The organism is Pseudoxanthomonas sacheonensis (assembly GCF_031455975.1).
In the GTDB taxonomy this organism is placed as follows: Bacteria; Pseudomonadota; Gammaproteobacteria; order Xanthomonadales; family Xanthomonadaceae; genus Pseudoxanthomonas_A; species Pseudoxanthomonas_A sacheonensis_A.
In genome coordinates, this window is record NZ_JAVDTT010000001.1 from 1 (window position 1) to 17,512 (window position 17,512).

Below are 17,512 nucleotides of genomic sequence, written 5' to 3' on the forward strand. Positions count from 1 at the left end.
GCGGTGGGCCCACCCGTGGTCGGGCTCGCCCTCACCGGGGGGGGGGTTTTTTGGGGGGGGGGCGCCGGCCCCCCCCCGCCCTCTGCCCCTTACCACCGCGGGGGGGGCCCCCCCGCCCCCACGGCAACGCGGCTTGCAGGGTGCGCTTGCGCATAGACTTGGCTCTAGAATCACGGCAACGATAGGGGAGAGGGACGATGGCTGAAGCCTGGGGTTTTTTCGCATTGGGCCTGGTGCTGCTGGCGCTGGGCGGTGATTCCATCGTCAAGGGCGCTTCCGGTCTGGCGCAGAAATTCGGCGCTTCGCCCTTCGTCGCCGGCCTGCTGCTGGTGGCCTTCGGCACCTCGCTGCCCGAATTGTTCGTCAATGCGCGCGCCTACGTGGTCGGCGCGCAGGATCTGGCGCTGGGCAATGCGGTAGGCAGCAATATCGTCAACGTCGGTCTGACTCTGGGCCTGGCGGCGATCGCCGCGCCGCTGCTCGTGCGCACGCGTCTGTTGTCGCATCTGCTGGTCATGCTGACGGTCTCGACGCTGCTCTTGATCGTGTTCGGACTGGACGGCGTGATCAGCCGTGTGGAAGGAGGAGTGCTGCTCGCGGCGTTCGTCGCCGTGCTCGCTTTCCTGCTGGTGCGTGCGCGCCACGAGAACGCGGAAGTGCAGGCCGGCATCGCCGCATTCTCCGCCACCAGGAACGTGTTGTGGATGAACGTGTTGCGCTTCCTCGTGGCGTCGGCGTTGCTGTACTTCGGCGCTAAATTCGTGGTGCAGAGCGCACCGATGATCGGCGCGGCCTGGGGCTGGTCGCCGCTGCTGGTCGGCTTGTTGCCGGTGGCCATCGGTACCGCGCTACCGGAAGTCGCTGCCGCCATCGCCGCGGCGCGGCGTGGGCAGGGCGACATGGTGGTGGGCCACGTGATCGGCTCCAGCCTGTTCAACCTGCTGGTGGTGGTGGGCGGCATGGCGGCGCTGCGTCCGCTGCCGCTGCCCGAGTCGTTCGTGAAACTGGAACTGCCCGCGGCCATCGCTTTCGTGTTGGTGCTGTATCCCATGCTGCGCGGCGATTTGCGGATCAGCAAAACCGAGGGCGCGATACTGTTTGTCGCTTTCCTGGGCTGGATCGCGTTGGAGCTGGTTCTGATCTTGAACTAAGGCAGCAGTGCGCGGGCAGACCGATATACTCGACGCATGAGTCGAATCAATCCCGTCGCGCGCGGCATCGAACTGCTGCGCGATTTCTTCCGCCTGCAAGCGGCCGCCGGCATCGTGCTGATGGCCGCCGCCGCACTGGCGATGATCGTGGCCAACTCGCCATGGCAGGGCGCGTATGAGGCGTTTCGGCACCTGCCGATCGGCATCAGCGTCGGCGATTTCGCGCTGGTGAAAGGCGCCGAACACTGGATCAACGATGGGTTGATGGCGGTGTTCTTCCTGCTGGTGGCGTTGGAAATCAAGCGCGAAACCCTATCCGGCCAGCTGTCCAGCCGCGAACAGATGCTGTTGCCGGTGCTGTGCGCGATCGGCGGCGTGGCGGTGCCGGCGATCCTGTACTGGGCCGTGAATCAGGGCGATACCATCGCGCTGCGCGGTTGGGCCGTTCCCACCGCCACCGATATCGCTTTCGCGCTGGGCATCCTGGCGCTGCTGGGCTCGCGTGTGCCGTTGGGAATGAAATTGCTGCTGTCGACGATCGCGGTGGTCGACGATCTGGTCGCCATCCTGATCATCGCCATTTTCTATACCCACGATCTGGCTGCGCACCAGCTGGCATGGGCCGGCGCGGGCATCGGCCTGATGCTGCTGCTCAACTGGCGTGGCGTGAAGCGGCTCTGGCCCTATCTCTTTCTCGGTGCGCTGGTCTGGTATTTCGTGCTGAAGTCGGGCGTGCACGCTACCCTGGCCGGCGTGGTCACCGGTCTGCTGATTCCCCTGCGTGGTGACAATATCGATTCCACGCAGGTCGATGCGCCTTCGCCGCTGGAACATTCTCCCCTAGAGCAGTTGGAACACACGCTGCATCCCTGGGTGGCCTACCTGGTGCTGCCGCTGTTCGCTTTCGCCAACGCGGGCCTGGCGCTGGGCGATTTGCAAATGAGCGACGTCCTGGCGCCGGTGCCGCTGGGCATCGTGCTGGGTCTGGTGTTGGGCAAGCCGGTCGGGATCGTGGCCGTCGCGTTGATCGCGCGCGCGGCCGGCATCGCGCGTTTTCCCGAGGGCATGGATGTCAAGGCGATGCTGGGCCTGGGCATGCTCTGCGGCGTGGGTTTCACCATGAGCCTGTTCATTTCAAACCTGGCCTTCGCCAGCATCGGCGGCGAGTTCGGGGAAGCTTCGGTGCTGGGCGTGCTGTGCGCTTCGGTGATCTCGGCGTTGGTCGGTTGGGTCTGGCTGCGTTTCACGCTGAAACCCGGCAACCACTGAATGCGCAGCGCGCTGGTTTTCGGCGGCAGCGGACAGATCGGCCTGGCGGTGATCGAGAGGCTGCTGGCGAACGATTGGCGCGTCACCGCCGTCTCGCGCGCTTCGCAGGGCGATCGCGGAGAGCTGAGGTGGTTGCGTGGCGATCTGCAGCGCGTACCGGAATTGCCGGAGCGGGTCGATGCGGTCTTCAGCCTGGGACCACTGGATCATTTCTCGTACTGGTATGCGAACACGTCGCTGATCGCGCCGCGCGTGATCGGCTTCGGTTCGACCAGCCTGGAGACCAAGCAGGAATCGGAAGACCAGCCCGAGCGTGATGTCGCCGCTCGGCTGCGCGACGCGGAAGCGCGCATCTTCGAGGCCGCCCGGCAACGCCAGGCAGGGGCGACGGTCCTGCGTCCGACGCTGGTGTATGGCGCGGGCCGGGACAAGACCCTGACCCGGATCGCATCGCTGGCGCGTCGCACCGGTTTCTTCGTGTTGCCATACAGCGCCGACGGGTTGCGGCAACCGGTGCATGTGCAGGATCTGGCCGACGCCGCGTTGGCGACGGTCGATGCCGGGAACGCCCGCGGCCGCAGTTACGCGTTGCCGGGCGGAGAAACGCTGGCTTATGCGGAGATGGTGAAGCGTACGCTGGCGTCGCTACAGCCACCGGCAAGGTTGATCCGGGTGCCGACACCGTTGTTCAAAGCCGCGTTGGCGGGCGCGCACGCGTTCGGGAAAATGCAGAGCCTGGGCGGCGCAGCGGTAGCGCGGATGCGCGAAGACCTGGTGTTCGATGTGGAACCCGCGCGGCGCGATTTCGGCTATTCGCCGCGAGGATTCCAACCCACGGACGGAATGTTTTCCTCGTAGAGTCAAGCTTGCTCGGCTGCTTAAGCCCTCCCCTTGAAGGGGAAGGAGAGTCAGTACTTCCAACCCATCTTGCGATAGAACTTGGACAGCACCCAGATCGGACCGATCATCAGGTAGACCAGGTCGGTAAGGAAGCTCGGCTTCTTGCCTTCGATCTTGTGGCCTATGAACTGCGCGATCCACGCCACCACGAACACTGCGATGGCCGAATACAGCAGCGTCTGCAGCCCGTAGCGTTGTTCGATCAGACGGCAGAGGCAGCCCAGGATGAAGAACACGGCGAGCATGCCGTAGCCGATGGGACGGGACAGGCGGTTGTAGAACACCCAGGCGGCGAACATGGCCAGCCCGGCCCAGATGCCGTTCCTGAACAGCGTGCCGAACATCGGGATGCACCACAGCAAGGCCACGACCGACCACAAGATGGCGGGCACCGCGAACACGTGGATCAGTTGGTTGGTGTCGTTGCGATGGTCGCCGGAATAACTTTCGAACCAGCGGTCGATGGGGCGTTCTACCGTCGCATTCATACATCCCTCCCGAGGATCAGTGCGCGAGGGTATGGAGCATAGCCGATCAAGGCGGGCGTTTCCGCTACGCCGGCCGTTAATGGGTCGTCGACCTAGCTCTTCTGGCTCCGGCGAGGGACGAACCGCCGGAAGATCCGTAATTCAGCGCGGCGACTCCAATACGCCATCCAGCTTGCGATGCAAGTCGTCCAGCGTGTGCGACAGTTCGCGGTCGCGCGCGCTGCGTTCGTCGCGCAACTGCTGCAATTCGTGCGCCAGGTTGAGCGCGGCGAGCACCGCCACGCGATCCACCGCCGCCATCTTGTTGCCTCCGCGCACTTCGCGCATTTTGCTGTCCAGCAGTTTGGCCGCCGCCATCAGGCTGCTGCGCTCGCCCGCTTCCACGCCCACGGTGTATTCGCGGTCCAGGATGTGGACGCTGACCGGTTCGTTGCCGCTCACGTGTGTTGCTCCAACGATTTGAGGCGGGTGATCATGGCTTCCACGCGCGAACGCGCCTGCTCGTTCTTGGCCAGCAGTTGCGAACGTTCCCCGACTAATTGCTCCTGCTGGGTACGCAGGCTGCGGTTCTCGTCCGCAAGGCGTTGGCAGCGTTCGACCAGCGCCTGCACGCGCGCGGCCAGGGAGCGGAGCTGTTCGAGGGCGTCGTTGTCCATGGCGGTCACGATAGGGGTGCGCCGGGCAGGCGGTCAAGCTGCGCCTGTAGGAGTTGGCATAGGAGCGGGTGGGACGGGTGGGAGCGGCGTCCCGCCGCGAGCTCTGGCTGCGGTTCCCCATATTTCAGATATACGACGCAAGAGCTCGCGGCGGGACGCCGCTCCCACGGGTCCTGCGCAACGCTCGCGCTCAGGAAGCGGCCGCGATCTCGTGGCCCATGCCGTATTCGCGGATGAAGCGCAGGCAGGCGTCCGGAGCCAGGGCATGGGAAATCCAGTGGCCCTGGATCTCGTCGCAGCCGTGGTCGCGCAAGAATTGCAGCTGGGCGGCGGTTTCCACGCCTTCGGCGATCACATTGAGCGATAGCGAATGGCCCATGTTGATGATGGTGCTGGTGATGGCTTCGTCGTCGGTATCGTGGGTCAGGTCGCCGACGAATTCCTGATCGATCTTCAGCGTGGTCAGCGGCAGGCGCTTGAGGTAGGCCAGCGAAGAGTAGCCCGTGCCGAAGTCGTCGATGGCGAGCGACACGCCCAACCGCCGGCAGGCGCGCAGGGTGTCGGCGTTCTTCTCCGGGTTGGCCATGATCACGCTTTCGGTCAATTCCAGTTCCAGGCAGCGGGCGGACACTCCGGTTTCCTCCAGGATCTGCGCCACCACGTCGGACAGGTCGCCGCGCTGGAGCTGCAGCGCCGACACGTTGACCGCCACGGTCAAGCCGGGCAGGCCTTGCTGGTGCCAGCTATGCAGCGTCATCAGCGCCTGCCGCAGCGCCCAGGCGCCGATTTCCAGGATCAGACCCGACTCCTCGGCCAGCGGGATGAACTGGCCGGGCGAAACCTCGCCGAAATCCTTGCTTTCCCAGCGCAGCAGCGCTTCGACCCCGGTGATGCGGTGCTCGGTGAGGGAAAGGCGCGGCTGGAACACCAAAGCGAGCTCGTCGCGTTCCAGCGCCCTTCGCAAGGCGCTGGCCAGAATCGCACGATGGCGGGTTTTCTCGTCCATCGTCTCCGAATACACCTGGTAGGTGTGGCGTCCGGCGGCCTTGGCCTGGTACATGGCGGTATCGGCATGCTTCAACAGGTCGGTGGGGACTTGGGCGTGGTCCGGATACAGGCTGATGCCGATGGAGGGCGATACCGAGAGTTCCAGCCGCTCGCCGAAGCTGAGCGGCAGCATGAACGCATCGATGATCTGCTGGGCGATGACTTCCGCGTCCTCCATCGAGCCGATGTCTTCCAGCACCACGGTGAATTCGTCGCCGCTCAGCCGCGCGACGGTGTGCTGCGCGCCGACGGTCTGCTGCACGCGCGCGGCGGCCGCGCGCAGGATGCGGTCGCCGGTGGCGTGTCCCAGGGAATCGTTGATGTCCTTGAAGCGGTCCAGGTCGATGAACAGCACCGCGACTTTGCCGCTCTCGCGGCGCGCCCGCACGATGGCGCGCGACAGACGCTCGGACAGCAGCGAACGATTGGGAAGGCTGGTGAGGGTGTCGTAGTTGGCCAGATAGCGCAGCTCCTGCTCGGCGCGCTTCTGTTCGGTGATGTCGTTGAGCACCTGCACGTACAAGTTGCGCTGGCCGCTGGCATCGGGCACCACGTTGGTCTCGATCTTGCACAGGATTTCCTCGCCATCCTTGCGCAGCTTCCACATTTCGCCGGACCAGCGGCCGTCGCGGCCGATGTCCTCGCGCATGCGCTCGTGCGATGCGGCGTCCTGCTGGCCGCTGTCCAGCATCTCCATGGGCTTGCCGATGACTTCGGTATCGGCGTAACCGGTGATGCGGGTGAAGGCCTGGTTGACGGCGATGAAGTTGTAATCCCAGTCCAGCACCGCCACCGCTTCGCTCATGCTGCGCATCACCTCGCTGGCGATCCGGTGCTCGTATTCGGCGTTGCGGCTGGCGGTGATGTCGCGCGCGGTGCCGGCGATGCGCAGCGGCCGTCCTTGCAGGTCGCGTTCGACCACGCGGCCGCGCGCGCGCACCCAGGCCCAGGTGCCGTTGCCGCTCAAGTCCATGCGGTGCTCGGACATGAACAATGGGGTTTCGCCCTGCAGATGGCTGCGCAAGCGTTCCATCACCAGCGGCAAATCCAGTTCATGGATCGGCGGGACGTCGCCCTGTCGGGTCAGTACGGTGATTTCCGCCGAATGCGCGATGCTCTCGTCGGCGCGCATATGGTGCATGCGGCGTCCGATCAGGTCGTAGTCCCAGAAATGTTCGCCGGAGGCCCACAGCGCCAGTTTCAGGTGCTCGTCGCGCTCGCGTTGCGATTCGGTTCTGGGCGGTTCCAACGACTCGCGCTGCCTGGACTGCCAGTAACGCTGCGCCGCGATCGCCAGCACCACCGCAAGCACCAGCAACGCCACCATCATCGCGATCACCCGCGAGCCCGGAAAGGCCGTCGGCATGGCGGTTGCGACGATAACGGCGGCGGATGCGAATAACATGACTCGGTCTGCGGTCCTCGCTGCGCGGAATACGGCTGGCGGATTGTCGAGTGTAGGCACGCCGAGGACCGGACAACAAGCCGTTCGCCCGTGTTTTCGTTGCTACACTTTCCACCCGGGCCGTCTGTCCGAATTGGTTTACGGAATACGTTGAATGGCCGAACTCCCCCTCATCGATGAAGTAGCCCAGGCTTCCCGGCGTTCCGGGCTGGCCGCGGACCCCTCCGAACTGCACGGCGCGCTGTGCGGCTGGTTGTCCGGCGGCGGCGAGAATGCGGCGAACTGGCCGGCGCGTGTGCTCGCCGACGATAGCCTGCCCGCGCCCGAGCCGGATAGCGCGCTGGACGAATTGCGCAAGGCCAGCGTCGCCCAGTTGGACGATCGCGGTTTCGGGTTCGAGTTGCTGCTCCCGGAAATAGACGATTCGCTCAACGCGCGGGCCGATGCCCTGTTCGACTGGTGCCGCGGGTTCCTTGGCGGTTTCGGCCTGGCCGCCGGCGCCAATCCGCCGTTGTCCGAGGAGGCGGAGGAAGCGCTGCACGACCTGGCGCGGCTGGCCCAGGCGGCGCCGGAGAGCAGCGACGACGACGAGGACGAGCACGCGCTGGCCGAGATCGAGGAATTCGTCCGCGTCGCGGTCCTGTTATTGCATGGGGACTGCGTGCTCGCGCCGCGTCATCGCCAGAGCCTGAATTGATGAAGGCGTCGACCGGCATGGCATCGACGGGTATTTCCGCTGCCGAGTTCGCGCGGCGCCGCAAACAGCTGATGCGGATGTCCACCGACGATGCGATCCTGATTTTGGCCGCCGCGCCGGAACGCGTGCGCAGCCACGACACGCATTACCCCTATCGCCAGGATTCCGACTTCTGGTACCTCAGCGGATTCAACGAGCCGGAAGCGGTGCTGGTGCTGGTGCCCGGCCGCAAGCATGGCGAGGCGTTGCTGTTCTGTCGGGAACGCGATCCTGAGCGCGAGGGCTGGGACGGTCCGCGCGCGGGGCAGGAAGGCGCGGTCGAACAGTTCGGCATGGACGACGCCTATCCCATCGAGGACCTGGATGAAATCTTGCCCGGTCTGCTGGAAGGCCGGTCGCGCGTCTATTACCACTTCGGCCGCGATGCCGAGTTCGATCTCAAGCTGATCGGCTGGGTCAACCGGGTGCGCGAGCAGGTCCGGCACGGCGCCCAGCCGCCGCACGAATTCCTCGAACTCGGCCACCTGCTGCACGAGCTGCGTCTGTTCAAGTCGAAGGACGAACTGAAGCTGATGCAGCGCGCCGCCGACATCAGCGTGGAAGCGCATCGAGTGGCGATGCGCGCATCCCGTCCCGGCATCCACGAATACGAACTGCAGGCGGACATCGAGCGCGTATTCCGCGCCAACGATGCCTGGCCTGCTTACGGCAGCATCGTCGGCGCCGGCGCCAATGCCTGCGTGCTGCACTATCGCGCCAACAACGCGCGCGCCGCCGATGGAGATCTGGTGTTGATCGACGCGGGCGCCGAGTTCCGCGGGTATGCGTCGGATATCACCCGCACGTTCCCGGTCAACGGCCGCTTCAGCAAAGAGCAACGAGCGTTGCACGATCTGGTCGGCGCCGCGCAAGCGGCCGCTTTGGCGCAGGCCAAGCCGGGCCTGCCTTACGAGGCCGGCCACAATGCGGCGGTGGCAACGTTGACCGAAGGCCTGCTGAAACTCGGCCTGTTGAAAGGCAAACTGGAAAAGAACATCGCTAGCGGCCAGTACCGCCGTTTCTACCGGCACAAGACCGGCCACTGGCTGGGCCTGGACGTGCACGACGTGGGCGAGTACCGCCTGGCCGGCGAATCGCGGATGTTGGAGCCGGGTATGGTGTTCACCCTCGAGCCGGGTCTGTACGTGTCCTCCGACGACCACACGGTCGACGCGAAGTGGCGCGGCATCGGCATCCGCACTGAGGACGATGTGCTGATCACCGCGGACGGCAATCGGGTGTTGACCGACAAGCTGGCGCGGAGCGCCGATGAGATAGAAGCGCTGATGACGGCGTGAAAGCGCGTTATGCGTGGCCCTGATCTAATGCCGTGCGCGGCGCTGGCCGCAACCTTTCGATCCGAACGTGAGAGTACACATGGAATCGCTGGCAAATCCGGAAATCTGGATCGCACTGGCCACCTTGACGGCGCTGGAACTGGTGCTGGGCATCGACAACATCATTTTCATCTCGATCCTGGCCGGCAAGCTGCCCGAACACCAGCGCGACCGTGCGCGCAAGGTCGGCATCGCCCTGGCGGCGATCACGCGCCTGGCGCTGCTGTTCGCTATCACCTGGATCATCGGCCTGACTGCGCCGCTGTTTTCCGTGTTCGGCAACGAGTTCTCCTGGCGCGACCTGATTCTGATCGGTGGCGGCCTGTTCCTGATCGGCAAGGCCACCCACGAAATCCACCAGAAACTCGAAGGCGTCTCGCAGGAAGCTTCGCCGGGCGCCACAGCTACTTTCATGGGCGTGATCGTGCAGATCATGCTGCTGGACGTGGTGTTCTCGCTGGATTCCATCATCACCGCGGTCGGCATGGTCGACGAACGCTGGGTCATGGTCACCGCGATCCTGATCTCCATCGCCTTCATGATCGGCTTCGCTAAGCCCATCGGGGATTTCGTCGAGCGCCACCCCACGGTCAAGGTGCTGGCCCTGGCCTTCCTTATCATGATCGGCTTGGTGCTGATCGCCGACGGCTTCGGCCAGCACATACCCAAGGGCTATATCTACGCGGCGATGGCGTTCTCGGTGTTCGTGGAACTGATCAACCTGTGGATCCGCAAGCGCAGCGCGGTCAAGCCCATGCCGGTGAAGCTACACGAGAAATACGAATCGGACGAAGGCGGCGCTACTTGATCCCTGCCGGGACGCATGCACGACCTCCTCGCTGTGCATGCGTCGATCGCTTCAAGACGACGCAGCTAGTGCGCCGTCGGCAACGGCATTGAAGCCTGTCCGAACACGTAGCGCCAACCGTCCTTCGTGCGCACGTAGGTATCGCTGAACCAGAGTTGGTAATCGAACGGCGTACCGTCCTTGCGCGTGCCCTGCATCCACAGCTTGGCGGTGACGACCGCGGTATCGCCCCAGACACGCACCGTCTGTTCGCTGTCTTCCTGATGCGTGTAGCTGCGGATGCGATCCTCGGCCTCCTTCAACAGATCGGCCTTGGTGCTGACTGCGCCATTGCCGATGACCAGGATGAAATCGTCCGCCAGTATTTTCGCCATGGCTGCGGCGTCGTTGGCTTTCACCGCGGCCTGGTACTGCGTATCCAGCGCGGAGACGGTGGCGATATCGTCGCTTTCGGAAGCCTGCGCCGCGAAGGTCGCCGCAGCGAGAAAGAAAAGGGCGATGGGTTTTGACAGCCGACGCATCATGACGCGCTCCGATCAGAAGAAGACGTCCAGACTAGTGCCCGTCCAGGCCTGCCGCTCGCCGTTTTCGGACAAGGTCACCCCATGATAGAACCGCTTCAGGAAGAGGGCAGGTGCCTGGGAACCCGGGCGTTCAGTAGCTGCACCAAAGCCGGTTCCATGTAGTCGAACTCGTCCGGTATCTCCAGGCAGACGATGCGCTTGCCCGCCAGCTGCGTTCTGAATTTCGCCGACAGTTTCGAGCGATGCGCGCGTTCCATCACCATGATCAAATCGGCCCACTGCAATAGCTCCGGCGTCACCGGATTGTCCGCGTCGCGATTGATCCCGGCCGACGCGGTTTCGATGCCCGGCCACGAGGCGAACACCTGTTCGGCGGTCGGGCTGCGCAGCCGGTTGCGGCTGCACACGAACAGGATGTTCCTGGTCGATACGCTACGAATCGTTGCCAGCTCAGGCCGCCGCCGCGAACGCAGGCCGGGTCAGGTTCACCGCATCGCCTGCGGTGCACATCACTTCGTCCTCGATGCGGATGCCTCCATACGGACGGAACGCGTCCACGCGGCCCCAGTCCACGCTGTCCGCACGACCGTTCTTCTTCACTTCGTCCAGCAGCATGTCGATGAAGTACAGGCCCGGTTCGATGGTCACCACCATGCCCGGCTCCAGCACGCGGGTCATGCGCAGGTAGGGGTGGCCGGGCGGGCGGGGGATCTTGCCGCCGCGGTCGCTTTCGGCGAAGCCGGCCACGTCGTGCACCTGCAGACCGATCGGATGGCCGAGCCCGTGCGGGAAGAAGGCGGCGCTGACGCCGGTCTCCAAGGCGGCTTCGGGAGAAACCTTGATCACTCCGAAATCCTTGAGGATGCCCATCAGGGTCAGATGCGAATCGACGTGCAATTGCTTGTAGTCGACGCCGGCGCGCACGCCTTCGCCCATCTTGATCTGCGCGGCATCCACCGCATCGATCATGGCCTGGAATTCGCCTGACTTGTCCGTCGCATAGGTGCGGGTGATGTCGCTGGCGTAGCCATGGAAGCTGGCGCCGGCGTCGATCAGGAAACTGCGCACCGGTGCGGGCGCGCTGCGACCCAGTTCGGTGTAGTGCAGCACCGCGCCGTGCTCGTTCAAGGCCACGATGTTGTTGTAGGGAAGCTCGCCCAGGTCCTGGCCCACCGCGCCGCAGTACGCCATGTGGATGGCGAATTCGCTCTTGCCTTCGCGGAACGCCGCCTCGGCGGCGCGATGGCCACGCACGGCCAGGTGTTGGGCTTCGCGCATCAGCGCGATTTCGTACGGGGTCTTGTACGAGCGCTGGTATTCCAGGTAATCGACCGCCGCCGCCGGATTGTTGGGAGCGTAGTCTCCCAGCGTGCTTTGCGGTTCGCCCAGGACCGCGCAACGCGCCGCGGGTTTGGGCAGCAGCGCCAGCGCTTCCTCTGGCTTGCGGATGATGTGGATGTCGAAATGTTCCACCCACCAGCCGCTGGGCGCGTCGGGTACTACATGCCAGTAGTCGAAAGGCTGATAGAAGATCACTTTCGGACGCTGGCCCGGCCGGCTTGTATCAGGGGTGTACACCAGCCAGCTGTAAGGCACGCGCGTCAGCGGCAGCCAGGCCTTGAATTGCGGATTGACCGCATAGGGATAATCGCGATCGTCGAAGACCTGGTAGTGCTGGGTGCCGCTGGGCACGACGAGATGGTCGAAGCCGCTGCGCGACAGGGCCTCGTCCGCGCGCCGCTTCATCGTGGCCAGGTGATCGGCGTATAGGGCGTCGAAGTCGGGCTGGTTCATTGCGGCTGCTCGTCTGGAATTCTGCAATTTTGCCGCAACTGGATTTTTTGCGCAGAAGTAGGTTGGGCTACGTCCCCGACGCACTGAAGTCAGGGCCAGGTGGCCGACGTGCGTGGGAGCTAGAATTCTGGAAATCTGTTCGAAATCCGTTTGTGGTGAGCCTGTCGAACCACGCTCTTGGCGTGAAGCCAGAAGAGGAAAACACTGAAGCACCGCGCGAACGGCGTGGTTCGACAGGCTCACCACGAACGGGATCTTTAGATCTGCGGCTCTTCAGCCGCGCGCCTCGGGACGCGCGATCCACTGGCGCAGAACCGCCAGCTGGCGTTCCTCGATGGTCAGGAAGCGCAGACCCGCCCAGCTCTGGCCGGGCGTGTTGGCGCTTCCCAACCAGATCAGGTGCGCGCCTACGTCGATCGCGACCGCACGACCGGCAGGGTCGGCGATCTCGAACCGCAGCTGATACAGTGCATCCTCGACCAGGGGCGCGTTGGCCACCAGCAACATGCCCGATTCGGAGATATTGCCCAGCCGGCCGATGATCTGCTCGGACATGGTGTCGACCACCATCACCGGTTCATGCACGTTGCGGCGCTGCGTGCGGCGCGAGTCGTTGCTCATACGTTCGCTCCGGTGAAACTGCGCAGCGCGCTGACCGTGGCGCGCCAGGCGCGATCGATCAAGCGGCCCTTGTCCTGCGTGACCACATGAACCTGGTCGCGCGCCATCAGTCGCGCCAGGCTGTCCATCGACTGTTCGCCGATGCGCTGACCGCGCTGATTGACGAATAGCGCATGGTCGGTGATCGGGCTATACCAGGACAGGCGCTGACGGGTGACGTCGCCCTGCTGGTTCTTGACGAACTCGAACCAGGTGCCGAACGGCAGCGTGCGCAGATAGTCGTGGCACTCCTGTTCCTTCGGCGAACGGTCGACGTGGGTTTTCTTCGGAATCTCGACCTGTTCGCCAAGGCGGGCGCGGGCTTTGAGGCGCGCGGTCAGCTCTGTTCGCGACGTGGTCTCGTCGTCTTCGGCGCTGGACAAGCGGCGGGCGATGGCCGCCGCTTCGTCGGCGTGATAGCCGACCTGCATCAGGGCGCTCTCGATCCGCGGGGTGAGTTCGGGGTCGGCAAGCGGCGCATCCGCCGTGCCGGGGTCCGCGCTGGTGACGGTGGCGATGCGCTGGGTGATTTCGACCTGCTCGCGCCATTCCTCGGAATCCTGGCCGTTGCGCAGCTGGGTAAGGGTGAGCACATCGGCCCAGGCCTGGTTCAACAGGGCCTGGACGAATTTCGGCGGCACGTGGCCCTGCAGAGCGCCGTCGATGGTTTCGGCGGCCCGGTGCTTGGCGACCTCGAGGCGGTCCTTGCCGCGCGCGGCTTCCACGTGCCGGCGCTCGGTAACTTCCGCCTTGCGCGCCATGGCGCGGAAATGCGCCTGCACGTCGTTGTTGACGCTCTCGAACACCTCGTCGTCGCCGTTGTAGTCGGTGACCACCCGGTCCACGGCGTGGTGCAGCTTCTGCAGCAGCTGCGGATCCACATCGTCCTCGCCCAGCCAGGCGGCCCCGGATTCGGCCACCGAGTTCAGCAATTCGCGCGCCGGATGCTGGGGACGCAGGAAGAATTCGCGATCGTGCAGCGCTGCCCGCGCCACCGGCACCTGCAGGCGCGTCAGCAGGTCCACCGCGGGCGCATCGCGCTGCACTTCGCGTTCTATTTCGCTGTACAGCAATCCGAGCAGTTCGAAGGTGTCGGCATCCTGCTGCACCAGCGCCGCATCCGGTCCATGCTGTTCGCGGACCTGCTCCAGCATGGCTTCTTGCAGGTCAAACATAGTGCGGCGCGTTTGGCCGGGCCCGACCGCTATCGGCGCGGTCTGCAGCGTGCGCAGCGTGCTGAGTACGTCGTGGGTGGAAAGGCGTGCGCCCGTGCCGCTGGTCTCTGTCGGCGGGAAGGCGGCCCGGCCACCTGCTTGCGGAGCGCCAGGCTGGCGAGCCTGTCCCATGGGGGCAGCTGGGGCATGCCCTGCCGGAACACCGGACGGAGATGTCGCGATGCGGCGCCCCTGCAGCAATTGCTGCAGGGTGGCGAAAGAGGAAGCGTCGCTGCCCGCACTACTAGCGTCGCCGATGCCCGCGACCGCTTGTGCCGCTTCGGCGCTGCCCGAAACCGGCGGCGATGCGCCGCCTGCGGAAGCCCCCGCGTCCAGACCGAATACCGACCAGGCCGAAGGCGAGGAGTGCCCATACCAATCGGTCATAGGGCGCGAAGCGCCTTCCGCAGCGTGAGGGCCGCCCGTGCCCGCCCTGCGGCTTCCTCCGTCGCTGCGCACGCGCTGCGGCGCGAAGACCAGGCCCGGCAGCACGCCTTGCTGGGCGAGCAGGGTGTTGAGTATCTCGATCCAGCTGACATAGTCGGCCAGGGCCTTCTGATCGAAGGACTTGTACAGCAGCAGTTGCGAATCCAGGTCGATCTCGAATGCGGCGGCGACCGAGGCGCGCAGCACCTTGCACAGCGCCTGCGGTCCGACCGGCAATTGCGCGGCGTCGAAGGCGGGGGAACCGGCCAGCACGCCGAAACGTTGGCCCATCAGATAGAGCGGCGTGCGAGCGCGCGCCTCGTGACGCAGCGCGATCTCACGCAGTACGATGTCCTGGTCCATCTCCGCGTCTTCGACCAGGGTCATGGTCCGGTACTCGATGCGCTCGTGCGCATCCTTGGACGGCAGAACGCGCGGCTGACGGACGGCGGCGAACTCGCCCTCCAATCCCGCCAGGAACATCGGCAGCAGGTCGGCGCGGCTCTTGCGCAACCCGTGCAGATTGGCGAACTGCTCGGCCTGTTTCTCGTTGCTGCGCGCGCGTTCGGCCAGTTTGAACAGCTGCTGCTCGGATTCCACCAGCATCTGGCCGATGCGTTCGCTCAGGTCGATGGAGACCCGGCCGAAAAAAACGCCCAGAATCTTGCGCACGCGCGGCGGCAGCGACAAGGCTTGCGCGATCGTTGCCGGGGTGGACGAAGGCATTGCGGGCGGTAGGTTGGACATTGGTTCAATAACTCCCCTGATGCCGGTTTTAACACATTCCCCAATGGCAAGCTCGAAAGGGCGGGTTCTGTAGCTCTGGTTACCGCTCCAGGAACAACTCCATCACATCATTGGCGAAACGACGGCCGAGTTCCGTGGGCACCGCCCGATCGCCGACGACCGTCAACCAACCGCGGGCGCGGGCATGGTCCAGGGGGCCGGCGATGAGATCGCGTGCCAGGCCGGTCCAGGTTTCGAAATCGACTAGCGCAAACCCCTCGTTGAGCCGCAGCGCATTGAGCATGAATTCGAACGGACGCCGCTCTGGGGCGATGCGCTCGTCGCCGCCCAGCGATTCCCGGCTGCCGGCTTCGGCCAAATAGACGGTCGGGTGTTTGGTCTTCCAGCGGCGCAGGATGTCCTGCTCGGCGCCCAGCGTGAGTTTGCCGTGGGCGCCCGCGCCGATGCCCAGGTAATCGCCGAAACGCCAGTAGTTGAGGTTGTGCGCGCATTGCCGCCCGGGCCGTGCGTAGGCGCTGACCTCGTACTGCGCATAACCCGCATCGGCCAACAGGGCCTGGCAATGCTCCTGCATGTCCCAGGCGCTGTCGTCGTCGGGCAGACCCTTCGGCGGACGGGCGAAGAACATCGTGTTCGGTTCCAGAGTCAGCTGGTAATGCGAGATATGGGTGGGTTGCAGGGCGAAGGCGCGCTGCAGGTCGTATTCGGCCATCGCCAGGTCTTGTCCGGGCAGCGCGTACATCAGGTCCAGATTGAAGTTGTCGAAGCCTGCGTCCTGCGCCAGCTTCACGGCGCGCTCGGCTTCGGCGCTGTCGTGGATGCGGCCCAGGCGTTTGAGGCAGCCGTCGTCGAAGCTCTGGATGCCGAAACTGATGCGGTTGACGCCCGCCTCGCGGTATTTGTCGAAGCGTCCGTGCTCGGCGGTGCCCGGGTTGGTTTCCAGGGTGATCTCCAAATTCGGCGCGAAACGCAGGCGGCTGCTGGCGGTCTGCAGGAAACGGTCGATCTGCTCCGGCGGGAACAAGCTGGGGGTGCCACCGCCGAAGAAGACCGAGTGGATGCTGCGTCCCCACACCAGCGGCAGATCCTGGTCCAGGTCGCGGATCAGCGCATCCACGTAACCGGCGAACGGCAGCGCGCCCTTGCCTTCGTGCGAATTGAAGTCGCAGTACGGGCATTTGCGCACGCACCAGGGCAGGTGCACGTAGAGCGACAGTGGAGGCGGAATCAGCATGGACGCCATTGTAGGGCGGGCATTGCCCGCCGACGTTTTAATCGCAATGCGGAAATGCGGCGGGCAGCGCCCGCCCTACAGATGCGGAAGACGCTGTTTCAGGCGGGCCAGGGCCTGGCCGCGGTGACTGAGCCGGTTCTTCAATTCCATTTCCATTTCCGCCGCCGACTGGCCGTGAAGCGGGTCGAAGAACACCGGATCGTAGCCATGGCCGCCGCCGCCGCGACGCTCGCGCAGGATGCTGCCGTTCCATTGCCCTTCCACGATCAGCGGTTGTGGGTCGTCGGCGTGCCGTAGCAATACCAGTACGCAGTAGAAATGCGCGCCGCGCTCCTGGTCGGGCAGCTCACGCATCGTTTCCAGCAATTTGTCGATGTTGCGCGAAGCATTGCCGTGTTCGCCCGCATAGCGCGCCGAATACAGACCTGGCGCGCCGTTCAAGGCGTCGACGCAGATGCCCGAATCGTCGGCAAGCGCTGGCAGACCGGTGACAAGGGTGGCATGGCGCGCCTTGATCAGCGCGTTCTCGATGAAAGTGGCTCCGGTTTCCTCGGCGTCTTCCACGCCCAAGTCGCTCTGCGCGATCAATTCGATGCCGTTGTCGGCCAGCAGGCTGCGCAGCTCTTCCAGCTTGCCCTGGTTGGAGGAGGCCAGCACCAGTTTCATGCTTTCAGCTCCAGCAGGTCCCACTTGTTGCCGTAGCGGTCGCGGAACACGGCAACGATGCCGTAATCCTCTTCGCGCGGGGTTTCCAAGAACTCCACGCCTTTGCCGGTCATGGCGCGGTGATCGCGCCAGAAATCGTCGGTCTGCAGAAAGAATCCCACGCGCCCGCCGGTCTGGTCGCCTATGCGCGCGCGCTGGGTGTCGTCGCTGGCCTTGGCCAGCAGCAGACCGCTCTCGTTGCTGCCTTGCGGCGCTACGCGGACCCAGCGCTTGCCGTTGCCCAGATCGGTGTCTTCCAGCAGCTCGAAGCCGAGCGCGCCGGTGTAGTGGGCGATGGCTTGGTCGTAATCATCGACGACCAGGGTGATGAGACTGAGGGTTTGTTTCATGAGGTGCGGTTGTGGTGTCAAGTGGGAGCGCGGGTGGGAGCTGGGTGGGAGCTGGGTGGGA

The 17,512-nt window shown here is 64.9% G+C and carries 18 protein-coding genes; 6 read left to right on the plus strand and 12 right to left on the minus strand.

Translation table 11 applies throughout. The features are described 5' to 3' along the window. Positions 1-197: 197 nt before the first annotated feature. The 3 genes from J2W94_RS00005 to J2W94_RS00015 are packed head-to-tail and all read left to right on the plus strand — an operon-like array spanning position 198 to position 3,278. A complete protein-coding gene (locus J2W94_RS00005) occupies positions 198-1,151 on the plus strand; it encodes a calcium/sodium antiporter (protein WP_310089548.1) in 954 nt (317 codons plus the stop codon). 36 nt (positions 1,152-1,187) lie between these two features. Further along, positions 1,188-2,420, plus strand: coding sequence for a Na+/H+ antiporter NhaA (gene nhaA / locus J2W94_RS00010; protein WP_310089549.1), 1,233 nt, complete (start codon positions 1,188-1,190; stop codon positions 2,418-2,420). Continuing rightward, on the plus strand, positions 2,421-3,278 hold the full coding sequence (locus tag J2W94_RS00015; protein WP_310089550.1) for an NAD-dependent epimerase/dehydratase family protein: 858 nt from the start codon (positions 2,421-2,423) through the stop codon (positions 3,276-3,278). A 50-nt stretch (positions 3,279-3,328) separates the two neighbouring features. Here the strand turns inward: J2W94_RS00015 and J2W94_RS00020 are convergent, their stop codons facing one another. From J2W94_RS00020 to J2W94_RS00035, 4 genes are all read right to left on the minus strand, one after another. After that, entirely contained in the window at positions 3,329-3,808 is a 480-nt protein-coding gene (locus tag J2W94_RS00020) for a DUF962 domain-containing protein (protein ID WP_310089551.1), read from the minus strand. Positions 3,809-3,949: 141 nt separating this feature from the next. After that, positions 3,950-4,249: a cell division protein ZapA gene (locus J2W94_RS00025; RefSeq protein ID WP_310089553.1), complete on the minus strand. Its 300-nt coding sequence runs from the start codon at positions 4,247-4,249 to the stop codon at positions 3,950-3,952. Beyond that, positions 4,246-4,464, minus strand: coding sequence for a TIGR02449 family protein (locus J2W94_RS00030; RefSeq protein ID WP_310089554.1), 219 nt, complete (start codon positions 4,462-4,464; stop codon positions 4,246-4,248). The genes J2W94_RS00025 and J2W94_RS00030 overlap by 4 nt, the downstream gene beginning before the upstream one ends. Positions 4,465-4,654: 190 nt before the next feature. Continuing rightward, positions 4,655-6,916, minus strand: a complete 2,262-nt coding sequence (locus J2W94_RS00035) for a putative bifunctional diguanylate cyclase/phosphodiesterase (protein WP_310089555.1) — start codon at positions 6,914-6,916, stop codon at positions 4,655-4,657. A 154-nt stretch (positions 6,917-7,070) separates the two neighbouring features. Here J2W94_RS00035 and J2W94_RS00040 point away from each other — a divergent pair, with 154 nt between their 5' ends. From J2W94_RS00040 to J2W94_RS00050, 3 genes are all read left to right on the plus strand, one after another. Further along, positions 7,071-7,613: a UPF0149 family protein gene (locus J2W94_RS00040; RefSeq protein WP_310089556.1), complete on the plus strand. Its 543-nt coding sequence runs from the start codon at positions 7,071-7,073 to the stop codon at positions 7,611-7,613. 17 nt (positions 7,614-7,630) lie between these two features. Next, positions 7,631-8,950: a Xaa-Pro aminopeptidase gene (gene pepP / locus J2W94_RS00045; protein ID WP_310091504.1), complete on the plus strand. Its 1,320-nt coding sequence runs from the start codon at positions 7,631-7,633 to the stop codon at positions 8,948-8,950. A gap of 79 nt (positions 8,951-9,029) precedes the next feature. Continuing rightward, positions 9,030-9,797, plus strand: coding sequence for a TerC family protein (locus J2W94_RS00050; RefSeq protein ID WP_310089557.1), 768 nt, complete (start codon positions 9,030-9,032; stop codon positions 9,795-9,797). A gap of 65 nt (positions 9,798-9,862) precedes the next feature. Here the strand turns inward: J2W94_RS00050 and J2W94_RS00055 are convergent, their stop codons facing one another. The 8 genes from J2W94_RS00055 to J2W94_RS00090 form a co-directional block, all read right to left on the minus strand. Then, positions 9,863-10,318 (minus strand): nuclear transport factor 2 family protein, encoded by a 456-nt coding sequence (locus tag J2W94_RS00055; protein WP_310089558.1) that lies wholly within the window; start codon positions 10,316-10,318, stop codon positions 9,863-9,865. Positions 10,319-10,416: 98 nt separating this feature from the next. Further along, positions 10,417-10,734: a low molecular weight protein tyrosine phosphatase family protein gene (locus tag J2W94_RS00060; protein WP_310091506.1), complete on the minus strand. Its 318-nt coding sequence runs from the start codon at positions 10,732-10,734 to the stop codon at positions 10,417-10,419. A gap of 37 nt (positions 10,735-10,771) precedes the next feature. Beyond that, the gene (gene pepQ, locus J2W94_RS00065) at positions 10,772-12,115 is read right to left on the minus strand and encodes a Xaa-Pro dipeptidase (protein WP_310089559.1); all 1,344 of its coding nucleotides are present in this window, start codon (positions 12,113-12,115) and stop codon (positions 10,772-10,774) included. Between the two features lie 273 nt (positions 12,116-12,388). Beyond that, the gene (locus J2W94_RS00070; RefSeq protein ID WP_310089560.1) at positions 12,389-12,736 is read right to left on the minus strand and encodes a PilZ domain-containing protein; all 348 of its coding nucleotides are present in this window, start codon (positions 12,734-12,736) and stop codon (positions 12,389-12,391) included. Then, complete coding sequence (locus J2W94_RS00075) at positions 12,733-15,162, minus strand: DUF1631 domain-containing protein (RefSeq protein WP_310089562.1); 2,430 nt, start codon at positions 15,160-15,162, stop codon at positions 12,733-12,735. The genes J2W94_RS00070 and J2W94_RS00075 overlap by 4 nt, the downstream gene beginning before the upstream one ends. A gap of 79 nt (positions 15,163-15,241) precedes the next feature. Continuing rightward, the gene (gene hemW / locus J2W94_RS00080) at positions 15,242-16,396 is read right to left on the minus strand and encodes a radical SAM family heme chaperone HemW (RefSeq protein WP_310089563.1); all 1,155 of its coding nucleotides are present in this window, start codon (positions 16,394-16,396) and stop codon (positions 15,242-15,244) included. A 75-nt stretch (positions 16,397-16,471) separates the two neighbouring features. Further along, entirely contained in the window at positions 16,472-17,062 is a 591-nt protein-coding gene (rdgB, locus tag J2W94_RS00085; protein WP_310089564.1) for an RdgB/HAM1 family non-canonical purine NTP pyrophosphatase, read from the minus strand. Beyond that, the gene (locus tag J2W94_RS00090; RefSeq protein WP_310089565.1) at positions 17,059-17,451 is read right to left on the minus strand and encodes a VOC family protein; all 393 of its coding nucleotides are present in this window, start codon (positions 17,449-17,451) and stop codon (positions 17,059-17,061) included. Before J2W94_RS00090 ends, rdgB begins: the two co-directional genes overlap by 4 nt. Positions 17,452-17,512 lie beyond the last annotated feature (61 nt).